At 35.4% G+C, this 15,976-nt stretch carries 13 protein-coding genes; 11 read left to right on the top strand and 2 right to left on the bottom strand.

The window, feature by feature from the left end:
• Positions 1-3 precede the first annotated feature (3 nt).
• From E0D87_RS05150 to E0D87_RS05195, 10 genes are all read left to right on the top strand, one after another.
• Entirely contained in the window at positions 4-1,854 is a 1,851-nt protein-coding gene (locus tag E0D87_RS05150) for a site-specific DNA-methyltransferase (protein WP_207278271.1), read from the top strand.
• Between the two features lies 1 nt (position 1,855).
• Positions 1,856-4,975 (top strand): type III restriction-modification system endonuclease, encoded by a 3,120-nt coding sequence (locus tag E0D87_RS05155; protein WP_130819603.1) that lies wholly within the window; start codon positions 1,856-1,858, stop codon positions 4,973-4,975.
• A 10-nt stretch (positions 4,976-4,985) separates the two neighbouring features.
• Positions 4,986-5,825 (top strand): toll/interleukin-1 receptor domain-containing protein, encoded by an 840-nt coding sequence (locus E0D87_RS05160; protein ID WP_130819604.1) that lies wholly within the window; start codon positions 4,986-4,988, stop codon positions 5,823-5,825.
• A 153-nt stretch (positions 5,826-5,978) separates the two neighbouring features.
• Complete coding sequence (locus E0D87_RS05165; protein ID WP_130819605.1) at positions 5,979-6,281, top strand: ArsR/SmtB family transcription factor; 303 nt, start codon at positions 5,979-5,981, stop codon at positions 6,279-6,281.
• A 98-nt stretch (positions 6,282-6,379) separates the two neighbouring features.
• Entirely contained in the window at positions 6,380-6,751 is a 372-nt protein-coding gene (gene arsD / locus E0D87_RS05170) for an arsenite efflux transporter metallochaperone ArsD (RefSeq protein WP_130819606.1), read from the top strand.
• 28 nt (positions 6,752-6,779) lie between these two features.
• Positions 6,780-8,522, top strand: a complete 1,743-nt coding sequence (gene arsA, locus E0D87_RS05175) for an arsenical pump-driving ATPase (protein WP_130819607.1) — start codon at positions 6,780-6,782, stop codon at positions 8,520-8,522.
• A gap of 6 nt (positions 8,523-8,528) precedes the next feature.
• Positions 8,529-8,945, top strand: a complete 417-nt coding sequence (locus E0D87_RS05180) for an arsenate reductase ArsC (RefSeq protein WP_130819608.1) — start codon at positions 8,529-8,531, stop codon at positions 8,943-8,945.
• The gene (gene arsB, locus E0D87_RS05185; protein ID WP_130819609.1) at positions 8,942-9,982 is read left to right on the top strand and encodes an ACR3 family arsenite efflux transporter; all 1,041 of its coding nucleotides are present in this window, start codon (positions 8,942-8,944) and stop codon (positions 9,980-9,982) included. The genes E0D87_RS05180 and arsB overlap by 4 nt, the downstream gene beginning before the upstream one ends.
• A 462-nt stretch (positions 9,983-10,444) precedes the next feature.
• A complete protein-coding gene (locus E0D87_RS05190; RefSeq protein WP_130819610.1) occupies positions 10,445-11,629 on the top strand; it encodes an amidohydrolase in 1,185 nt (394 codons plus the stop codon).
• Between the two features lie 188 nt (positions 11,630-11,817).
• The gene (locus E0D87_RS05195) at positions 11,818-12,258 is read left to right on the top strand and encodes a 2-keto-3-deoxygluconate permease (protein WP_242618445.1); all 441 of its coding nucleotides are present in this window, start codon (positions 11,818-11,820) and stop codon (positions 12,256-12,258) included.
• A gap of 41 nt (positions 12,259-12,299) precedes the next feature.
• Here the strand turns inward: E0D87_RS05195 and E0D87_RS05200 are convergent, their stop codons facing one another.
• Both E0D87_RS05200 and E0D87_RS05205 read right to left on the bottom strand, forming a co-directional pair.
• Positions 12,300-13,772, bottom strand: coding sequence for an NAD(P)/FAD-dependent oxidoreductase (locus tag E0D87_RS05200; protein ID WP_130820182.1), 1,473 nt, complete (start codon positions 13,770-13,772; stop codon positions 12,300-12,302).
• A gap of 28 nt (positions 13,773-13,800) precedes the next feature.
• The gene (locus E0D87_RS05205) at positions 13,801-14,523 is read right to left on the bottom strand and encodes an MIP/aquaporin family protein (protein ID WP_130819611.1); all 723 of its coding nucleotides are present in this window, start codon (positions 14,521-14,523) and stop codon (positions 13,801-13,803) included.
• Positions 14,524-14,806: 283 nt separating this feature from the next.
• Between E0D87_RS05205 and E0D87_RS05210 the strand changes: the two genes are divergently transcribed.
• The gene (locus E0D87_RS05210; protein ID WP_130819612.1) at positions 14,807-15,934 is read left to right on the top strand and encodes a BMP family lipoprotein; all 1,128 of its coding nucleotides are present in this window, start codon (positions 14,807-14,809) and stop codon (positions 15,932-15,934) included.
• Positions 15,935-15,976 lie beyond the last annotated feature (42 nt).

Consider the following 15,976-nt stretch of genomic DNA (forward strand, 5'->3'; position numbering starts at 1 on the left):
TAAATGGATAAACTAGACATGCACAGTAGAAACCTAGCAGATGAGAAGTACCAGATTCTAAAAGAACTCTTTCCAAATGCTATCACAGAAACAAAAGATGCAAATGGGGAAGTAGTAAGGGCAATAGATAAAGATGTTCTTATGCAAGAAATCTCTACCCAGGTAGTAGAAGGTAAGGAAGAAAGATACCAATTCACCTGGCCAGATAAGAAAAAAGCAATCTTGAATGCTAATGCCCCTATCAACAAGACTCTTAGACCAGCTAGAGAAGAAAGTGTCAACTTTGATGAGACAGAAAACCTATATATAGAAGGTGATAACCTAGAAGTCCTTAAACTTTTACAAGAAACTTACCTTGGTAAAGTAGATGTAATATACATAGACCCTCCTTATAACACTGGTAAAGACTTTGTTTATAATGATGACTTTAAGGAAAGCGTAGAAGAATACCTAGAGAATAGTGGGCAATATGATGAAGAAGGTAATAAACTAGAAAAAAATCCTGAGACAAATGGAAGATTTCATACTGATTGGCTAAATATGATGTACTCTAGACTGACACTAGTAAAGAATCTTTTATCTGATGAGGGAGCTGTATTTATATCAATTGATGAAAGAGAGCAAGGTAATCTAAAGAAGATTTGCGATGAAATTTTTGGTGAACAAAATTTTGTTTCAAATATAATTTGGAATAAAAAATCAGGGGCTAAAGGTGTTCCCCCAAAAGATATGATTGTAAATGTACATGAATATTTATTATGTTATCAAAAATCAAACATGTTTAAATTTATGGGAGAGAAAAGAGATGCAGAAAAAGAAGGATTCAAAAATCCAGATAATGATCCTAGAGGACCTTGGAGGGAATCAAACATTAAAAGTACTGTTAAGCCTATCGAAACTGCATTTGTAATAACAAATCCAACAAATGGAAAGCAATATAAAAATACATGGGCATTCTCGAAAGAATCTTTAGAAAAAATGATAGAAGAAGATAGAATTATATGGAAAGAAAATTTACCTAAACAAAAAGAATTTCTTTATGAGATGACTAATGTTAATAAGGCTATTAAGAGCACGTGGGGAGTATTTGACCCTCAGAGTACTACTGTATATTTAAAGAAACTTATAAAAGAAGCTAAGTTTGATAATCCTAAACCATTAACACTGATGGATTACCTTTTAAAAGTTACAACCACAAAACAATCTATAGTATTAGATATATTTTCTGGTTCAGCAACTACAGCTCACGCATCTATGAAACTTAATGCAGAAGATGGTGGTAATCGTAAATATATCATGGTCCAACTTCCAGAAGAAACTGATGAAAAATCTGAAGCATATAAGGCTGGATATAAAACAATATCAGAAATAGGAAAAGAAAGAATAAGAAGAGCTGGAAAACAGATACTTGAAGAAAATAAGAATGGAGAAGAAATAGAAAAGCTTGATATAGGATTTAGGGTACTTAAGACTGACTCATCAAATATGAAAGATGTCTACTATTCACCAGCATATACTGAACAAAACTTCCTAGATGATTTGGAAGATAATATTAAAGAAGATAGGACTAGTGAAGACCTACTCTTCCAAGTGATGCTAGATTTGGGTGTATCCTTATCATCAAAAATAGAAAGTCAAACCATAGCTGAAAAGGAAGTATTTGTAGTAGAAGATGGGTTCTTGATAGCTTGCTTTGATAAGGATGTATCAGAAGATACTGTAAAAGAAATAGCTAATAAAGAGCCTTACTATGTAGTATTTAGAGATAAGTCTATGGCAAGTGATAGTGTTGCTGCAAACTTTGACCAAATATTTGCTAGCATCAGTCCAGAAACAATAAGAAAGGTAATCTAGCATGAAGTTTAATTTTAAAATTCAAGACTACCAGACAGATGCTGTGGATGCGGTAGTAGATTGCTTTGAAGGACAAATTTATTCTGATGGATTAACATATAGAAGAGACCTTGGAGATCTATTAACTACTAGCGGTATCCAAGCCTCAGTAACTACAAATGAAAAAGGCGAAAGCTACTTGGACGAAGATCTCTATGATACTGGATTTAAAAATGAAAAAATCACTCTATCACCAAACGATTTATTATCAAATATAAAGGAAATCCAACAGAATAATAATTTAAAGCTATCTAATAATCTTTTGAGAAATATTGGAGCTTGTACTTTAGACATAGAGATGGAAACAGGTACTGGTAAGACCTATGTATATACCAAAACTATGTATGAACTTAACCAAAAATATGGATGGTCAAAGTTTATCATAGTAGTCCCATCTATTGCTATCCGTGAAGGTGTCAAGAAGTCGCTAGAAATGACAGAAGACCACTTCATGGAACAATACAACAAAAAGATAAGATATTTTATATATGACTCAAAAAACCTTAACCAGCTAGATTCCTTTTCTAGCAACTCTGGCATCAATGTAATGATTATAAATATGCAAGCTTTTAATACTTCACTAAAAGAAGGTGGGAGAAGCAAGGATGCCAGGATTATTTATTCTAAACGTGATGGCTTTGGATCAAGGCGTCCTATAGATGTTATAGCTGCCAACAATCCAATTCTAATCCTTGATGAACCACAGAAGATGGAGGGAAAGGCAACTCAAAAAGCCCTACAAAACTTTAATCCTCTTTTTGCCCTAAATTATTCGGCAACCCATAAAACCCAGCACAACCTAGTCTATGCCCTAGATGCTGTGGATGCTTATAATCAAAGATTAGTTAAAAAGATTGAGGTAAAAGGCATTGAGGTCAAGAACTTAAGAGGAACTGATGGATACCTATATTTAGATGATATAATCCTATCACCAAAAGAGCCGCCAAAGGCTAGGATAGAGCTAGAGATAGGTCACAAGGGATCTATAAAAAGAGAAAGTAGAATATTATCAGTGGATGATAACTTATATGAAATCTCTAAAAACATGGACCAATACCAGGGATATAGAATATCGGAAATCGACCCAAGGGAAGCTAAAGTAAGCTTTACTAATGGAGTTATTATAAAAAAAGGTGAAGTTCTAGGTGATATATCTGAAAAAGATATCAGAAGAATCCAAATCAGAGAGACTATCAAGTCCCACTTTGAAAAGGAAGAAAAATTATTTAACCAAGGCATCAAAACCCTATCCTTATTTTTCATAGATGAAGTTGCAAAATATAGGCAATATGACGAAGATGGAAACCCTGGCTTAGGTGAATATGGAAAGATGTTTAACGAAGAGTACCAGCTTGCATTAAATGAATATATAACACTCTTTGATACACCTTACCAAAAATACCTAAAATCTATAAATGCGGAGGATACCCACAAAGGATATTTCTCCATAGATAAAAATGGTAAGTTAGTCGATGGAAAAATAAAGAAAACTACTGGTATGTCAGATGATATATCTGCCTATGATTTGATACTTAAAAACAAGGAAAGACTCCTAAGTTTTGATGAACCTACTAGATTTATATTCTCCCACTCTGCCCTTAGAGAGGGATGGGATAACCCAAATGTATTTCAAATCTGTACCCTAAAGCAAGGCCAATCTACAACAATGAAGCGTCAAGAGGTAGGGCGTGGTCTTCGACTAGCTGTAGATAAAGATGGTACACGTATGGATGCCAATACTCTTGGCAAATCTGAAGTCCACAAGCTAAACAAGTTAACGGTTGTGGCCAGTGAAAGCTATAAAGAATTCGCCCAAGACTTACAAAAAGAAATAAAAGAAAACCTAACAGACAGACCAAGGAGTGCATCATCAGAATACTTTGAAGGCAAAAATATCAAAATCGATGGGCAAAACCATGAGATCACAAAAGAAGAAGCTAAGATTATATATCTATACCTAGCTAAAAATGACTATGTAAGTAATGATGGTAAAGATAGGATTACAAATAAATATCACGATGATTTAGAAAACAAGCAATTGGCTCCATTACCAGAAAGCTTAGTTTACGCTAGAGATGGTATAGAAAAACTAATCCAAAGTGTATTTGACGATAAAGTCTTAGATGACATGCTTGATGACGCTAACAAGACTAAAGTATTTGAAAATGAATTGAATGATAATTTTTACAAAAAAGAATTCCAAGACTTGTGGTCAAAGATTAACCACAAATATACCTACACAGTATCATTTAATAGTGATGAATTAGTAGAAAAAGCTGTAAACTCAATCGATGATAAGCTATTTGTATCAAAACTCCAATACTCTCTGAGTACATCCGAACAAAAGGAAGACATTACAAGAGAGGAATTAGCAGGTGGAAATTCATTTAATCCAGTAACTACAAGTTTCAAGAATGTAGAATATACACAAAGAAGTCAAATTAAATATGACATGGTAGGAAAAATTGCCGAAAACACCAACCTAACTCGTAAGACAGTAGTTAAAATCCTAAAGGGTATCAGATCCGAAAAATTCTCAATGTATAAGAATAATCCAGAAGAGTTCTTCAAAGAAATATCTAGACTTATCAGAGAACAAAAGGCAACCATGATAGTAGAACATATTTACTATGACAAAATAGAAGATGAATATGATGCATCAATCTTTACAGCAGAAAAAAATACTACAATAGACAAGGCTTACAAAGCTCAAAAGCACATCCAACCTTATGTCTTCACAGATGGCACAGCAGAAGAGTCTATAGAAAGAACATTTGCAAAAGACCTAGACTCTCATGGAGAAGTATGCGTATACGCCAAACTCCCAAGAGGATTTAAAATTCCAACCCCAGTAGGCAACTACAGCCCAGACTGGGCCATAGCCTTTAACGAAGGAAGCGTAAAACACATATACTTTATAGCAGAAACAAAAGGAAGCATGAGAAGTATGGATCTAAGAGCGGTAGAAAAAGCTAAAATAGATTGTGCTAAGAAACTATTTAACGAGATATCCACTGAAGATGTTGTTTATCATGAGGTGGATAGTTATGAGAGCTTGATAGGGATAATGCCTACACTATAGAAAGGAATATATGTCAATTAATCAAAATATAAGAGATATTAAAAATATAAAAAGAAGAATATCAAGATTGCAAAAATCTAAAGTAGGTGCAGAAACAAGAGCGGCTAACTGTGATGTAGAAGCTGCTAAGATAAAAATTAATAGCAGCGATTCTAGTTCGAGGATTAAAAGTAAGCAAAGAAAAATGAATAAGCTACAAAATGATGCCTCAGACTATAGGAAAAAGTCTGCAAAGTACTCTAAAGATATAGCAAAAGAAAATAAAAAGTTGTTTGAAACGACTAACAAACTAGAAGACGAACGTCAGAAAGAGTCAAGAAAGCAAGAAAAAGCATTAAAAGATTTTCAAAATTTATATGAATCCAGAGTAAAAGATATGGAAGAAAATATGATTGCAGAAGATAATTTAAATAATGATGTATCAAATGATGAGTTTGATTTTTTTATATCTCATGCATATGAAGATAAGAAGAGCTTTGTAGATGAGTTTGTGAGAGAATTAAGAGAACTAGATTTAAAAGTATGGTATGACGATTCTAACATACCGTGGGGAGTATCTTTAAGAGAAGAAATCGATAAAGGTCTAAGAAATTCTAAATATGGTATAGTCATTTTATCGCCAAGTTATATTGAAGAAGGAAAATACTGGACTAAAAAAGAACTAAGTGGTCTATTCCAAAAAGAAAGTATAGATAAGGGAAAAATTGTTCCTGTTTGGTACAATTTAAATAAATCAGATGTTTACAATTATAGTCCAATGATATCTGATATGAAAGCATTAACTTCGGCCAATTTCACCCCTAGTGAAATGGCTAAAGAATTTAAAAAAATAATTGATATGACTAACTGATTAAATTATAAATAAAAAAATGTACTTTTTAATTAAAGTATAGGTGAGAATTTTTATTCTCACCCTTTTATATTTTTTATTAAATTTCCCTATTGACACCCCCAAATCCACCAGTAATATAACATATAGAGATATTTCTATATGAGGTGGATTATGAGTGTTGATTATGAAAATTTATCTAAAAAGCTAAGGGTGATTTCTGATCCTAAGAGGCTTAGGATTATTGATATGTTATCTTGTGATGAGCTTTGTGCTTGTGAGATACTTGAGAAGTTTGATATTACTCAGCCTACCTTATCTTATGACATGAGAAAGCTCGAAGAAGCAGGTCTTGTGACTAGCAGAAGAGAGGGGAAGAATACTTTTTACTCTTTAGATAAGGATAGTTTGGATGAGATTGAGGATAGCCTAAATTCTATATTTCATATCCAAGATGATTGTATTTGCAAGGAGTAAATCCCAAGCAAATATTTTTTACTCAAACATATAGAAGTATTTAAATATATCTATATGTATTTTCACATACAGGACGATTTTAATTTAAGGAGGATTTTATGAAAAAGATGTATATATATGAAGGTGCTATGTGTTGTTCAACAGGTGTATGTGGACCAAGCCCTGATGAGGAACTTATGAGAGTGTCTAGCCTAGTTGATAAGCTTAATAAAAGCGGAGCTAGCATTGAAAGATATAACTTAACTAACAATACTAAGGAGTTTGTAGAAAACAAAACTATTAATAATCTCTTAGATGAAAAGGGCGAAGATGTCCTACCAATTGTAATAGTGGATGATGAAGTTGTTATGACAGGCAAGTACCCTAGCAATGAAGAGTTTTATGAAATGCTATTTTTATCTGATGAAGCCAAGGAAGAGACAAATAGTGATGATGAATCTTGCTGTTCTGGCGGTGGATGCTGCTGCTAATATCAATAGTAAAAAGGAGGGAGTTTAAGTGAAACAATTTGATATTAAGGAAATTGATTTAACTAAATACTTATTTTTCACAGGCAAGGGAGGAGTAGGCAAGACTTCTACTGCCTGTGCCAGCGCAATAAGCTTAGCTGATATGGGAAATGAAGTCCTATTAATTAGTACCGATCCTGCTTCAAACCTTCAAGATGTCTTTGAAACTGAGCTTGATAACAAGGGTGTTAGGATAGAAGGTGTGGATGGTCTTACTGTTGCCAACCTAGATCCTATAGAAGCTGCCAATGAGTATAAGGAAAGTGTAGTTGGTCCTTACAGAGGGAAGCTGCCTGATAGTGTAATAGAAAATATGGAGGAGCAATTATCCGGATCTTGTACTGTTGAGATTGCTGCCTTTAATGAATTTTCTAAGTTCATAACTGATGCTGCCCTAAAGGACAAATATGATTATATAATATTTGACACTGCACCAACAGGCCATACCCTAAGGATGCTTCAGCTTCCTTCTGCTTGGACGAGCTTTATCAGCGAATCCACTCACGGAGCATCATGCCTAGGTCAATTATCAGGTCTAGAAGATGAGAAGGAAACTTACAAATTTGCTGTGGATACTCTAGCTGATGGCAAGCTTACAAGCCTAGTATTAGTTGCAAGAGCTGAGGAGACTCCTCTTCTTGAAGCAAATAGAGCATCTAATGAGCTAAGAGAACTAGGTATTAACAATCAAATTCTTATCATAAATGGTCTATTAAGTGCCCATGACGATGAAGTGTCAGAAGCTTTCTATAAAAAACAAAAAGAATCTTTAGATAAGATGCCAGAAGGTATTAAGGATCTTAAAACTTTCTTTATCCCACTTAGGGGATACAACTTAAATAGTATCGAGAACCTAAGATCCCTTCTCACTGAGGATAAGGACTATACTAGTGATGTAGATCTTAACATAGATGAAACCCCTAGCCTAAAAGATATTATAGATGACTTATACAAAAATGAGAAAAAAGTTATCTTTACCATGGGTAAGGGTGGCGTAGGTAAGACTACTATGGCATCTGCTATAGCCAAGGGACTTACCGCTAAGGGCGAGAAGGTCCACCTAACTACAACTGATCCAGCCAACCATTTGACTGGTATGGTTCGTGAAGATGACTTGTTAACTATAAGCCATATAGATGAAGAAGAAGAGCTTAGAAAATACCAAGAAGAAGTTTTAGAAAATGCTAGAAAAACCATGTCTGAAGATGATTTGGAGTATATAAAAGAAGACCTAAGATCACCATGTACCCAAGAGATAGCTGTATTTAGAGCCTTTGCGGATATAGTTGATAGGGCGGATGATGAGATTGTTGTAATCGATACAGCACCAACAGGCCATACACTTCTGCTCCTAGATTCTACAGAATCCTACAACACAGAGATAGAGAAAAACCAAGGTAATGTTCCAGAGTCAGCTAAGAAACTTCTACCTAGACTAAAAAATAGTGATGAAACAGAGGTCCTAATTGTAACACTCGCTGAGCCTACTCCTTTCTATGAGTCTCAAAGACTTGAAGAAGACCTAAAAAGAGCAGGAATTTATAGCAAATGGTGGATTATAAACTCATCTATAGCTAAGACTTGCTCTACTAACAAGACTCTACAAGCCAAGGCTAACAGTGAGTTAGAATGGATAAATAAGGTTAACAATCGCACTAATGGAAACTTTACAATAATACCATGGTCATCTGATGAGATAAAGGGATCTAATTTAGATAAATTAATTAGGTAGGTGGATATGACAGAAAAAACAAAAGTTGCCTTTATATGCGTTCACAATTCTTGCAGGTCTCAGATAGCTGAGGCCCTTGGCAAGAAATTTGCAGGAGACGAGATAGATTTTTACTCTGCAGGAACTGAGCTAGTCCCTCAAATAAACCAAGATGCAGTAAGACTTATGAAAGAAATACACGGGATAGATATGGAAGAAAGCCAGTATTCCAAGCTCATAGATGACCTACCAGAAGTAGACTATGTCATCTCTATGGGTTGCAATGTAGTATGTCCATTCCTTCCCTTTAAACACAAAAAGTATGACTGGGGGATAGAAGACCCTACTGGCAAGTCTGATGAAGAGTTTGTTAAGGTAATAGGAGAAATTGAAGGAAAGTTAAAGGACTTGATCAGTGAAATAGATGAGGAGGTAGATAGATGAAAAAACAAGAAGGTATAAGCTTTTTTGAAAAAAATCTTACACTTTGGGTTTTGATATGCATGGCCATAGGTGTTTTAATTGGACGCTTCATCCCTGCTATTCCTGAGTCTTTGGGAGAGCTTGAGTTTTACAATGTATCCATACCAACAACTATACTTTTATGGGTCATGATCTATCCTATGATGCTCAAGATTGATTTTAAGAGTATAAAAAATATCAAAAATAATCCTAAGGGTTTGTTTATAACTTGGTTTGCCAACTGGATTATCAAACCCTTTACTATGTATCTTATAGCCAAGTTATTTTTCTTCGGCATTTATAAAAATATCATCAGCGAAAATCTAGCATCAGAATACCTAGCAGGAGCAGTTTTGTTAGGAGCAGCTCCATGTACAGCCATGGTTTTTGTTTGGAGTAAGCTAACCAGAGGAAATAGTGCCTATACCCTAGTTCAAGTAGCGAGCAATGACTTGATTATATTAATTGCCTATATACCAATAGTAAGCTTTTTACTAAAGAGGGGCAATATCAATATACCTTGGGGAACTCTACTTTTATCAATCATACTATTTATAGTAGTTCCTCTAATCCTAAGCATGATTACTAGAAAATATGTGATAAAAAATAAGGGTGAAGATTACTTAAATAATGATTTTATCCCATCATTTGATAAGTACACTATGGTTGGGTTATTACTAACCTTAATAATCATATTCTCATTCCAAGGAATGAAAATAATCAACCAACCTTTAGATATTGCTCTTATAGCAGTACCACTTATACTTCAAACCTTCTTTATATTTGCCATTACCTTTGGCATGGCATACCTTGCAAAATTGCCTTATTCGATAGCTGCTCCATGCGGGATGATAGGAGCATCTAACTTCTTCGAACTAGCTGTAGCTGTATCTATCTCACTGTTTGGCCTATCATCAGGTGCCACTCTTGCAACAGTAGTAGGAGTATTAGTAGAAGTACCAGTAATGCTATTCTTAGTAAGAATCGCAAACTCAATGGAACATAAGTTTAATAGATAAGTGTATAAATAATTTAAAAAAATATCACAAAAATCAGCCTTAGTTATCCTAGGGCTGATCTTTTATTCTAAAACTTTAAGTGTAAACGATGCTAGATGACTGGATCTTTTTAATAGAAGCTTTTATCTTAATAAAAATGCAAGCTGGTATATTATAAATAACTATAATTTTTTGGAGATCTAATATAAAAAGAGTAAAAATTTCAATCTTTTTTAATGGATGGGGAGGCTACAGGTAGGATAAAGTGTAGCTTGTAAAAATAGACAGGCCTAGCTTAGAAAATTTCTAACCTGATAATTAGTAGATAAGCTAGAGACAATATAGGAGAATTTATAGTTTATTTAAGATTAATATTTACTAAGAATATGATACCAGCGAGACTTATAAGCCTAGGATTAGATCTTGCTGTTTTTGTATCTACTTTGAAAATTAGGGTATGTTTATAGTGGAAGGAGAGATTTTATGGTTTATGATAAATTATTTTCTCTGATTGATAAAAAGAAGGATCAGATGATTAAAGATAGAAGGTGGCTTCATGAGCATCCTGAGCTTTCCTATAAGGAAAAAAATACCAGTGAATACATAATAAAACACTACGAAAATAATAAAAATGTTAAGGTGGATACAAATATTGGAGGCTACGGGATTAAAGTAACGATAGATTCTGGAAAACCTGGCAAAACCCTAGCTTTGAGAGCAGATTTTGATGCTTTGCCTATAACAGAAGATACGGGGCTTGATTATGAATCTGTTAACAAGGGTGTAATGCATGCTTGTGGTCATGATGCCCACACTGCATATATGATGAGTCTGGTGGATAGTCTTTCAGAGATGAAGGATGATTTTAAAGGAAAAGTTGTTATAATCCACCAGCCAGCAGAGGAGATGCCTCCAGGTGGAGCAAGTCTAATGATCAAAGATGGGATCTTGGATGGGGTTGATAATATTTTCGGTTGCCATGTTATGAACCAACTAGATTTTGGTAAGGTATATTACCACAAGGACCCAACCCAGCAAGCCCGAGCAAAGTTTAATGTACTTGTGAAAGGTACTGGAGGCCATGGAGCTGCTCCTCACGAAGCAAATGATGCGATTGTTATTGCTAGCAACCTTGTAATGTGTATCCAAACCATTGTTTCTAGGAGACTAAACCCATTGACTCCAGGGGTTGTAACGATTGGATCCTTTGATGGGGCAGGTCAGTTTAATATTATTAAAGATTCTGTAAGGCTTGAGGGAGATGTTAGATGTATGTCTGATCAGGCAGGAGATCTTATAGAAAGAGAAATTAGAAATATCTGCGAGGGTCTTTCTAAAGCTTATAGCTGTGAGATTGAGCTAGATTATAAGAAAGACTATCCAGTTTTGGTAAATGATGATCAGATGACACAACTTGTTGTAGATGCAATAAATGAAGCAAATATTAAGGAAGTTGTCGGAGTAGAAGATTGTGGGCCACAGGCACAATCAGAGGATTTTGCCTACTATACCCAACATGTGCCAGCAAGCTTTTTCTACATTGGTGCAAGGCCAGATGGAAAAGCCTACCCTCACCACCACCGAAAGTTTGATATAAATGAAGATTCTATGATAATAGCTGCAAAGGCTATGGGTGCTGTTGCTCTTAAATATCTGAGGGAATGTTAAGCTAGAGGATTTTATGAAGTTTATCAAAAAAATTCCAGGTGGGACCCCTATACTTATTCAGCCATCCTCAATACTTTTTTTCCCGATTTGGTGAAAATAGGTGGAGTTACAGAATCATTTCCCCATTTGAAACGCCGGCTGTAGCTATGCTTATTTTTGGCCTTACCCAACCGACAAGTGTCGATTAGATGTCAATAGTATCCCTTGTGGTTCCCCTAGTTTTAGGTATTGTTATAGGAAATATTGACAAAGAGCTTGGAAGTTTTATTTTAACAGGGATGCCCTTTATGATATTTGCTCTAGGTTTTTCTGCAGGTCACGGGATCAATCTCCTGGATTCAGTAAGGGCAGGGTTTTCTGGAGTAGTAATGGCTATCCTTTATTATATCCTAGTATTTGTGCCTATGTTTTTTGTAGAAAGGAAAGTCTTTAAAAGAGCAGGACACTCTGCACCAGCTATTTCAACAATTGCAGGTTTGTCAGCCAGTGTTCCAATGCTTATGGCATCAAATTACCCTAAGCTAATGGCTTATGGACCGAGTGCAATTGCTATTGTAACCATATCATCAATAGTGTCTCCCTACTTATCTAAGAAATTATATAATAAAAACCATGCTAATAAAAAATAAATACCCACAAAAAAACAAACCCGAGTATGGGTTTGTTTTTATTATTTACTCATCTTTTTGATGATTTCGCTTATGTCTTTTTTGTTGATTCTGGATAGGCCTGATCCTTCGCTGTCGAATTTTCTGTTTTCGATTGGATGGCCGTATTCGTCTTCCATTACCTCAAGGACTCTATTTTTACAAAAAGCTCCTTGGCAAAAGCCCATGCCTGCACGGGTTCTTCTTTTGACTGCGTCAAAGCTTTCTAGCTCGATGCCACGATTTAGGGCATCTCTTATTGTTTTTTCGCTAACTTGCTCGCACCTACATACTAGCCTATCAGGATTGCCTAGAGGTAGGTCTACTAGGTCTTTGACTTTGTTAAAGTCTTCTAGATCCTTGTATTCTATGATTGGCTTTCTGTAAGGGTTGTATGTTTCATCTTCTGTTAGATTTATTCCCAAATCAACTAATATTCCTTCTACCATTCTCGCAATTTCTGGAGAGGATGTGACTCCTGGAGATTGGATGCCGACTACATTTATAAAGCCGTTTGTTTGGCTATTTTCTATGATGAAGTCGCCAGTTGAGCTTGCAGGTCTAAGTCCTGTAAATGATCTTATGAATTCTTTTAGGTTTAGGACATCGTCTTTGACAGACATTTGCGCAAGCTTGTAGATTTCCATTAGTCTTTCTTCGTGAGTGCCAAGGTCGATTTCTTCTTCGTCTATGGCATCTGGTCCTATCAAAATATTGTTGTGGTAGGTACGAGTTACAAGGATTCCTTTTGATTTTGGACTTGGAGTTTGGAAGAGAACTTGTTTTATCCTAGATCCAGTTCCTTTTTGCATGATTAGATATTCTCCGCTTCTTGGGTGAATATCAAAGTCAGTTTCTGTAATCAGACTAGAAACCTTGGCACCATTTAGTCCTGAGGCATTTATGACAAACTTAGATTCGTAAGTTTCACCTTTTGAGGTTTCAACCTTGAAAGTATCGTTAGATTTTTCAATATCAACTACTTCGCTGTTTAATTCTAACTTGACACCATTGTCTAAGGCATTTTCTACAAGGGCTATGACATACTCGTATGGGGAACATACTCCAGCTCCCTTACAATAAAGGGCACCTATGGCATCATCTGATACGTTTTCTTCTATAGATCTAAGTTTTTCTTGGTCTATAATTTCCATATCATCGAGTCCATTTTCTAGTCCCATTTGGTAGAGTTTATCCAAAGTTTTCATATCTTCCTCATCGAAGGCTAGAACAAGAGAACCATTGGCTAGAAAACCAAAGTTTAGCTCTTCGTTGAGTTTTTCAAAGCTTTTTCTACCTGGATAGCAAATTCTTCCTCTAAGTTCCTTGCCACTTTCGGCATAGCCACCGTGAACTATGGCAGAGTTGGCCTTGCTTGCTCCCATGGAGACGTCATTTTCCTTTTCTAATATTAGAATATCAAGTTTATATCTGGATAGCCTACGGGCAATAGATGCTCCACAAACTCCAGCTCCTATTATGATTACATCAAACATCAAATCACTTCCTATAAGTTTTATTTTTCTAAGCTATAAATATAAAGTTATATAGAAGTACAGCTATAATTCCTCCTATAATTGGTCCAACTACAGGTATCCATGAGTATGACCAGTTTGCATCAGCCTTGTTTTTAAATGGAAGAACAGCATAAGCGATTCTTGGTCCAAGGTCTCTGGCAGGGTTTATTGCATAACCTGTTAGTCCACCCAAACTCATACCGATAGATACGATTAGTGCATATACGAATAATTTGTCAACGCCAGCTGTTCCCGCACCATCAACTTGTGAGAATCCTAATATTGCAAAAACTAGGATAAAGGTTCCTACGATTTCTGAACATAGGTTTCTAAAAGTATTTGGTATAGTTGGAGCTGTACAGAAAGTTCCTCTTACATCAAGTGGTCTATCGCTAGTTGCATCGTAGTGGTCTTTAAAGAGAATATAGACGATAAGTGCACCAACAAAAGCACCAGCAATTTGAGCTATGATATAAGCAGGTAAATCTCCATAAGCTACATCACCTTTAAAAGCTAAGGCAATAGATAGGGCAGGGTTAAAGCTTGCTCCTGACAATTTGCCAAATATACAAGCTGGGATTAGTACTGCAAGACCCCAAGCAGTTGTAATTTGGACTGGGCCTGCACCTTTTTGTCCACTCTTGTTAAGCAAAACATTTGCTACAACACCGTCACCTAGAATAATAAGTAACATTGTTCCAAAAAATTCACCCATTATAATATCTCTCATAATTTCCTCCTATATGTATTTTGTGAAGTAGATATTGGAAAAGTAAACAAAAAGCAACAAATAAAATAAATTTGTTGCCAGGCTCCTCAGATATTAAGTTGTGAAAACATTTACACATTTAGTATAGCATGAGATTATTTATTTTGCAAGGAATTTTTTTAAAAATATTATTTATTTTTTAAGATAAAAAATTAGCTAAGTATTTATATACATTAAACTAGACAAATACTGAATTTTATTATAAAATTAGACTATAGCAGTAAACATAATTAGGGAGGAATATATGAAAATTAGTAAAATTATGTCTGTTGTTTCCGCACTTACACTTTCATTTGCACTAAGCTCATGTGGAGCAGATAAGGCAAACGATAGCAACGAAGATACTTCGAAAAACGAAACAGAAGTTACAGAAAATGCTGATACAGCTGATACAGCTGACGAAAAGAGTGAAACTCCAACAGGTGAAGTTGTAAAAGTAACTATGGTAACTGATGAGGGTGGAGTTAATGATAAGAGCTTTAACCAATCTGCTTTTGAAGGATTAACAAGCTACAAGGACGAAGGCAAGGCTGATTTTGACTATATAGAAAGTCACAGCGACGCTGATTACCAACCAAACCTAGAATCTGCACTTGATAGTGAATCAGATTTAATCTTAACAGTAGGTTATGCTTTATTCAACGATACAAGCGAGGCTGCTGATCAAAACCCAGATCAAAAATATGCGATCATCGACAATGCCAATGTAAATGAGCAAGAAAACTTGTTAGGTATAACATTTGCTGATCACCAAAACTCATACTTGGCAGGATATATTGCTGGTATGAAAACAGAAGCTAACCACGTTGGCTTTATTGGTGGCCAAAAATCAGACGTAATCGATAGATTTGAATATGGATTTAGGGCTGGAGTTAAGGCTGCTGCTAGAGAAAAAGATACTGATATCAAAGTTGACGTACAATATGCTAACAGCTACTCAGACCAAGCTGCCGGCAAGAACATTGCCAACCAAATGTACCAATCAGGAGCAGATGTTGTAATGCATGCTGCAGGTGGAGTTGGTATTGGAGTAATCGAAGCTGCCAAAGAAAACGACAAATGGGTTATAGGTGTTGACCGTGACCAATCAGACGAAGCACCAGATCATATGCTAGTGTCTACAATCAAGGGTGTAGGCGATGCAGTTAAACAAATAGTAGACGAACTAAACAAGGGAGAATTTGCTGGTGGAACAACTAAACAATTTACCCTAGCTGATGGTAAAGCTGTAGATATTGCCTATGCACCAAACGACTTGGTAGCCCAAGAAGTAAAAGATAAGGTAGAAGAACTTAGAAAAGATATCGTTGATGGAAAAATTGAAGTTCCTCAAAACGAAGAAGAATTTACATCAATGGGATATGACAAGTAGAGTTTAAAGTAGTAGGCAACTTACCCCGAGTGGGGTAAGTTT

This window comes from Anaerococcus vaginimassiliensis, assembly GCF_900626155.1.
Classification (GTDB): domain Bacteria; phylum Bacillota; class Clostridia; order Tissierellales; family Peptoniphilaceae; genus Anaerococcus; species Anaerococcus vaginimassiliensis.

What these genes read in the sequence shown, in the direction of transcription:
- E0D87_RS05150 (WP_207278271.1), top strand. Translation starts at nt 4, where the DNA reads ATGGATAAACTAGACATGCACAGTAGAAACCTAGCAGATGAGAAGTAC.
- E0D87_RS05155 (WP_130819603.1), top strand. Translation starts at nt 1,856, where the DNA reads ATGAAGTTTAATTTTAAAATTCAAGACTACCAGACAGATGCTGTGGAT.
- E0D87_RS05160 (WP_130819604.1), top strand. Translation starts at nt 4,986, where the DNA reads ATGTCAATTAATCAAAATATAAGAGATATTAAAAATATAAAAAGAAGA.
- E0D87_RS05165 (WP_130819605.1), top strand. Translation starts at nt 5,979, where the DNA reads ATGAGTGTTGATTATGAAAATTTATCTAAAAAGCTAAGGGTGATTTCT.
- arsD (WP_130819606.1), top strand. Translation starts at nt 6,380, where the DNA reads ATGAAAAAGATGTATATATATGAAGGTGCTATGTGTTGTTCAACAGGT.
- E0D87_RS05180 (WP_130819608.1), top strand. Translation starts at nt 8,529, where the DNA reads ATGACAGAAAAAACAAAAGTTGCCTTTATATGCGTTCACAATTCTTGC.
- arsB (WP_130819609.1), top strand. Translation starts at nt 8,942, where the DNA reads ATGAAAAAACAAGAAGGTATAAGCTTTTTTGAAAAAAATCTTACACTT.
- E0D87_RS05190 (WP_130819610.1), top strand. Translation starts at nt 10,445, where the DNA reads ATGGTTTATGATAAATTATTTTCTCTGATTGATAAAAAGAAGGATCAG.
- E0D87_RS05195 (WP_242618445.1), top strand. Translation starts at nt 11,818, where the DNA reads ATGTCAATAGTATCCCTTGTGGTTCCCCTAGTTTTAGGTATTGTTATA.
- E0D87_RS05200 (WP_130820182.1), bottom strand. Translation starts at nt 13,772, where the DNA reads ATGTTTGATGTAATCATAATAGGAGCTGGAGTTTGTGGAGCATCTATT.
- E0D87_RS05205 (WP_130819611.1), bottom strand. Translation starts at nt 14,523, where the DNA reads ATGAGAGATATTATAATGGGTGAATTTTTTGGAACAATGTTACTTATT.
- E0D87_RS05210 (WP_130819612.1), top strand. Translation starts at nt 14,807, where the DNA reads ATGAAAATTAGTAAAATTATGTCTGTTGTTTCCGCACTTACACTTTCA.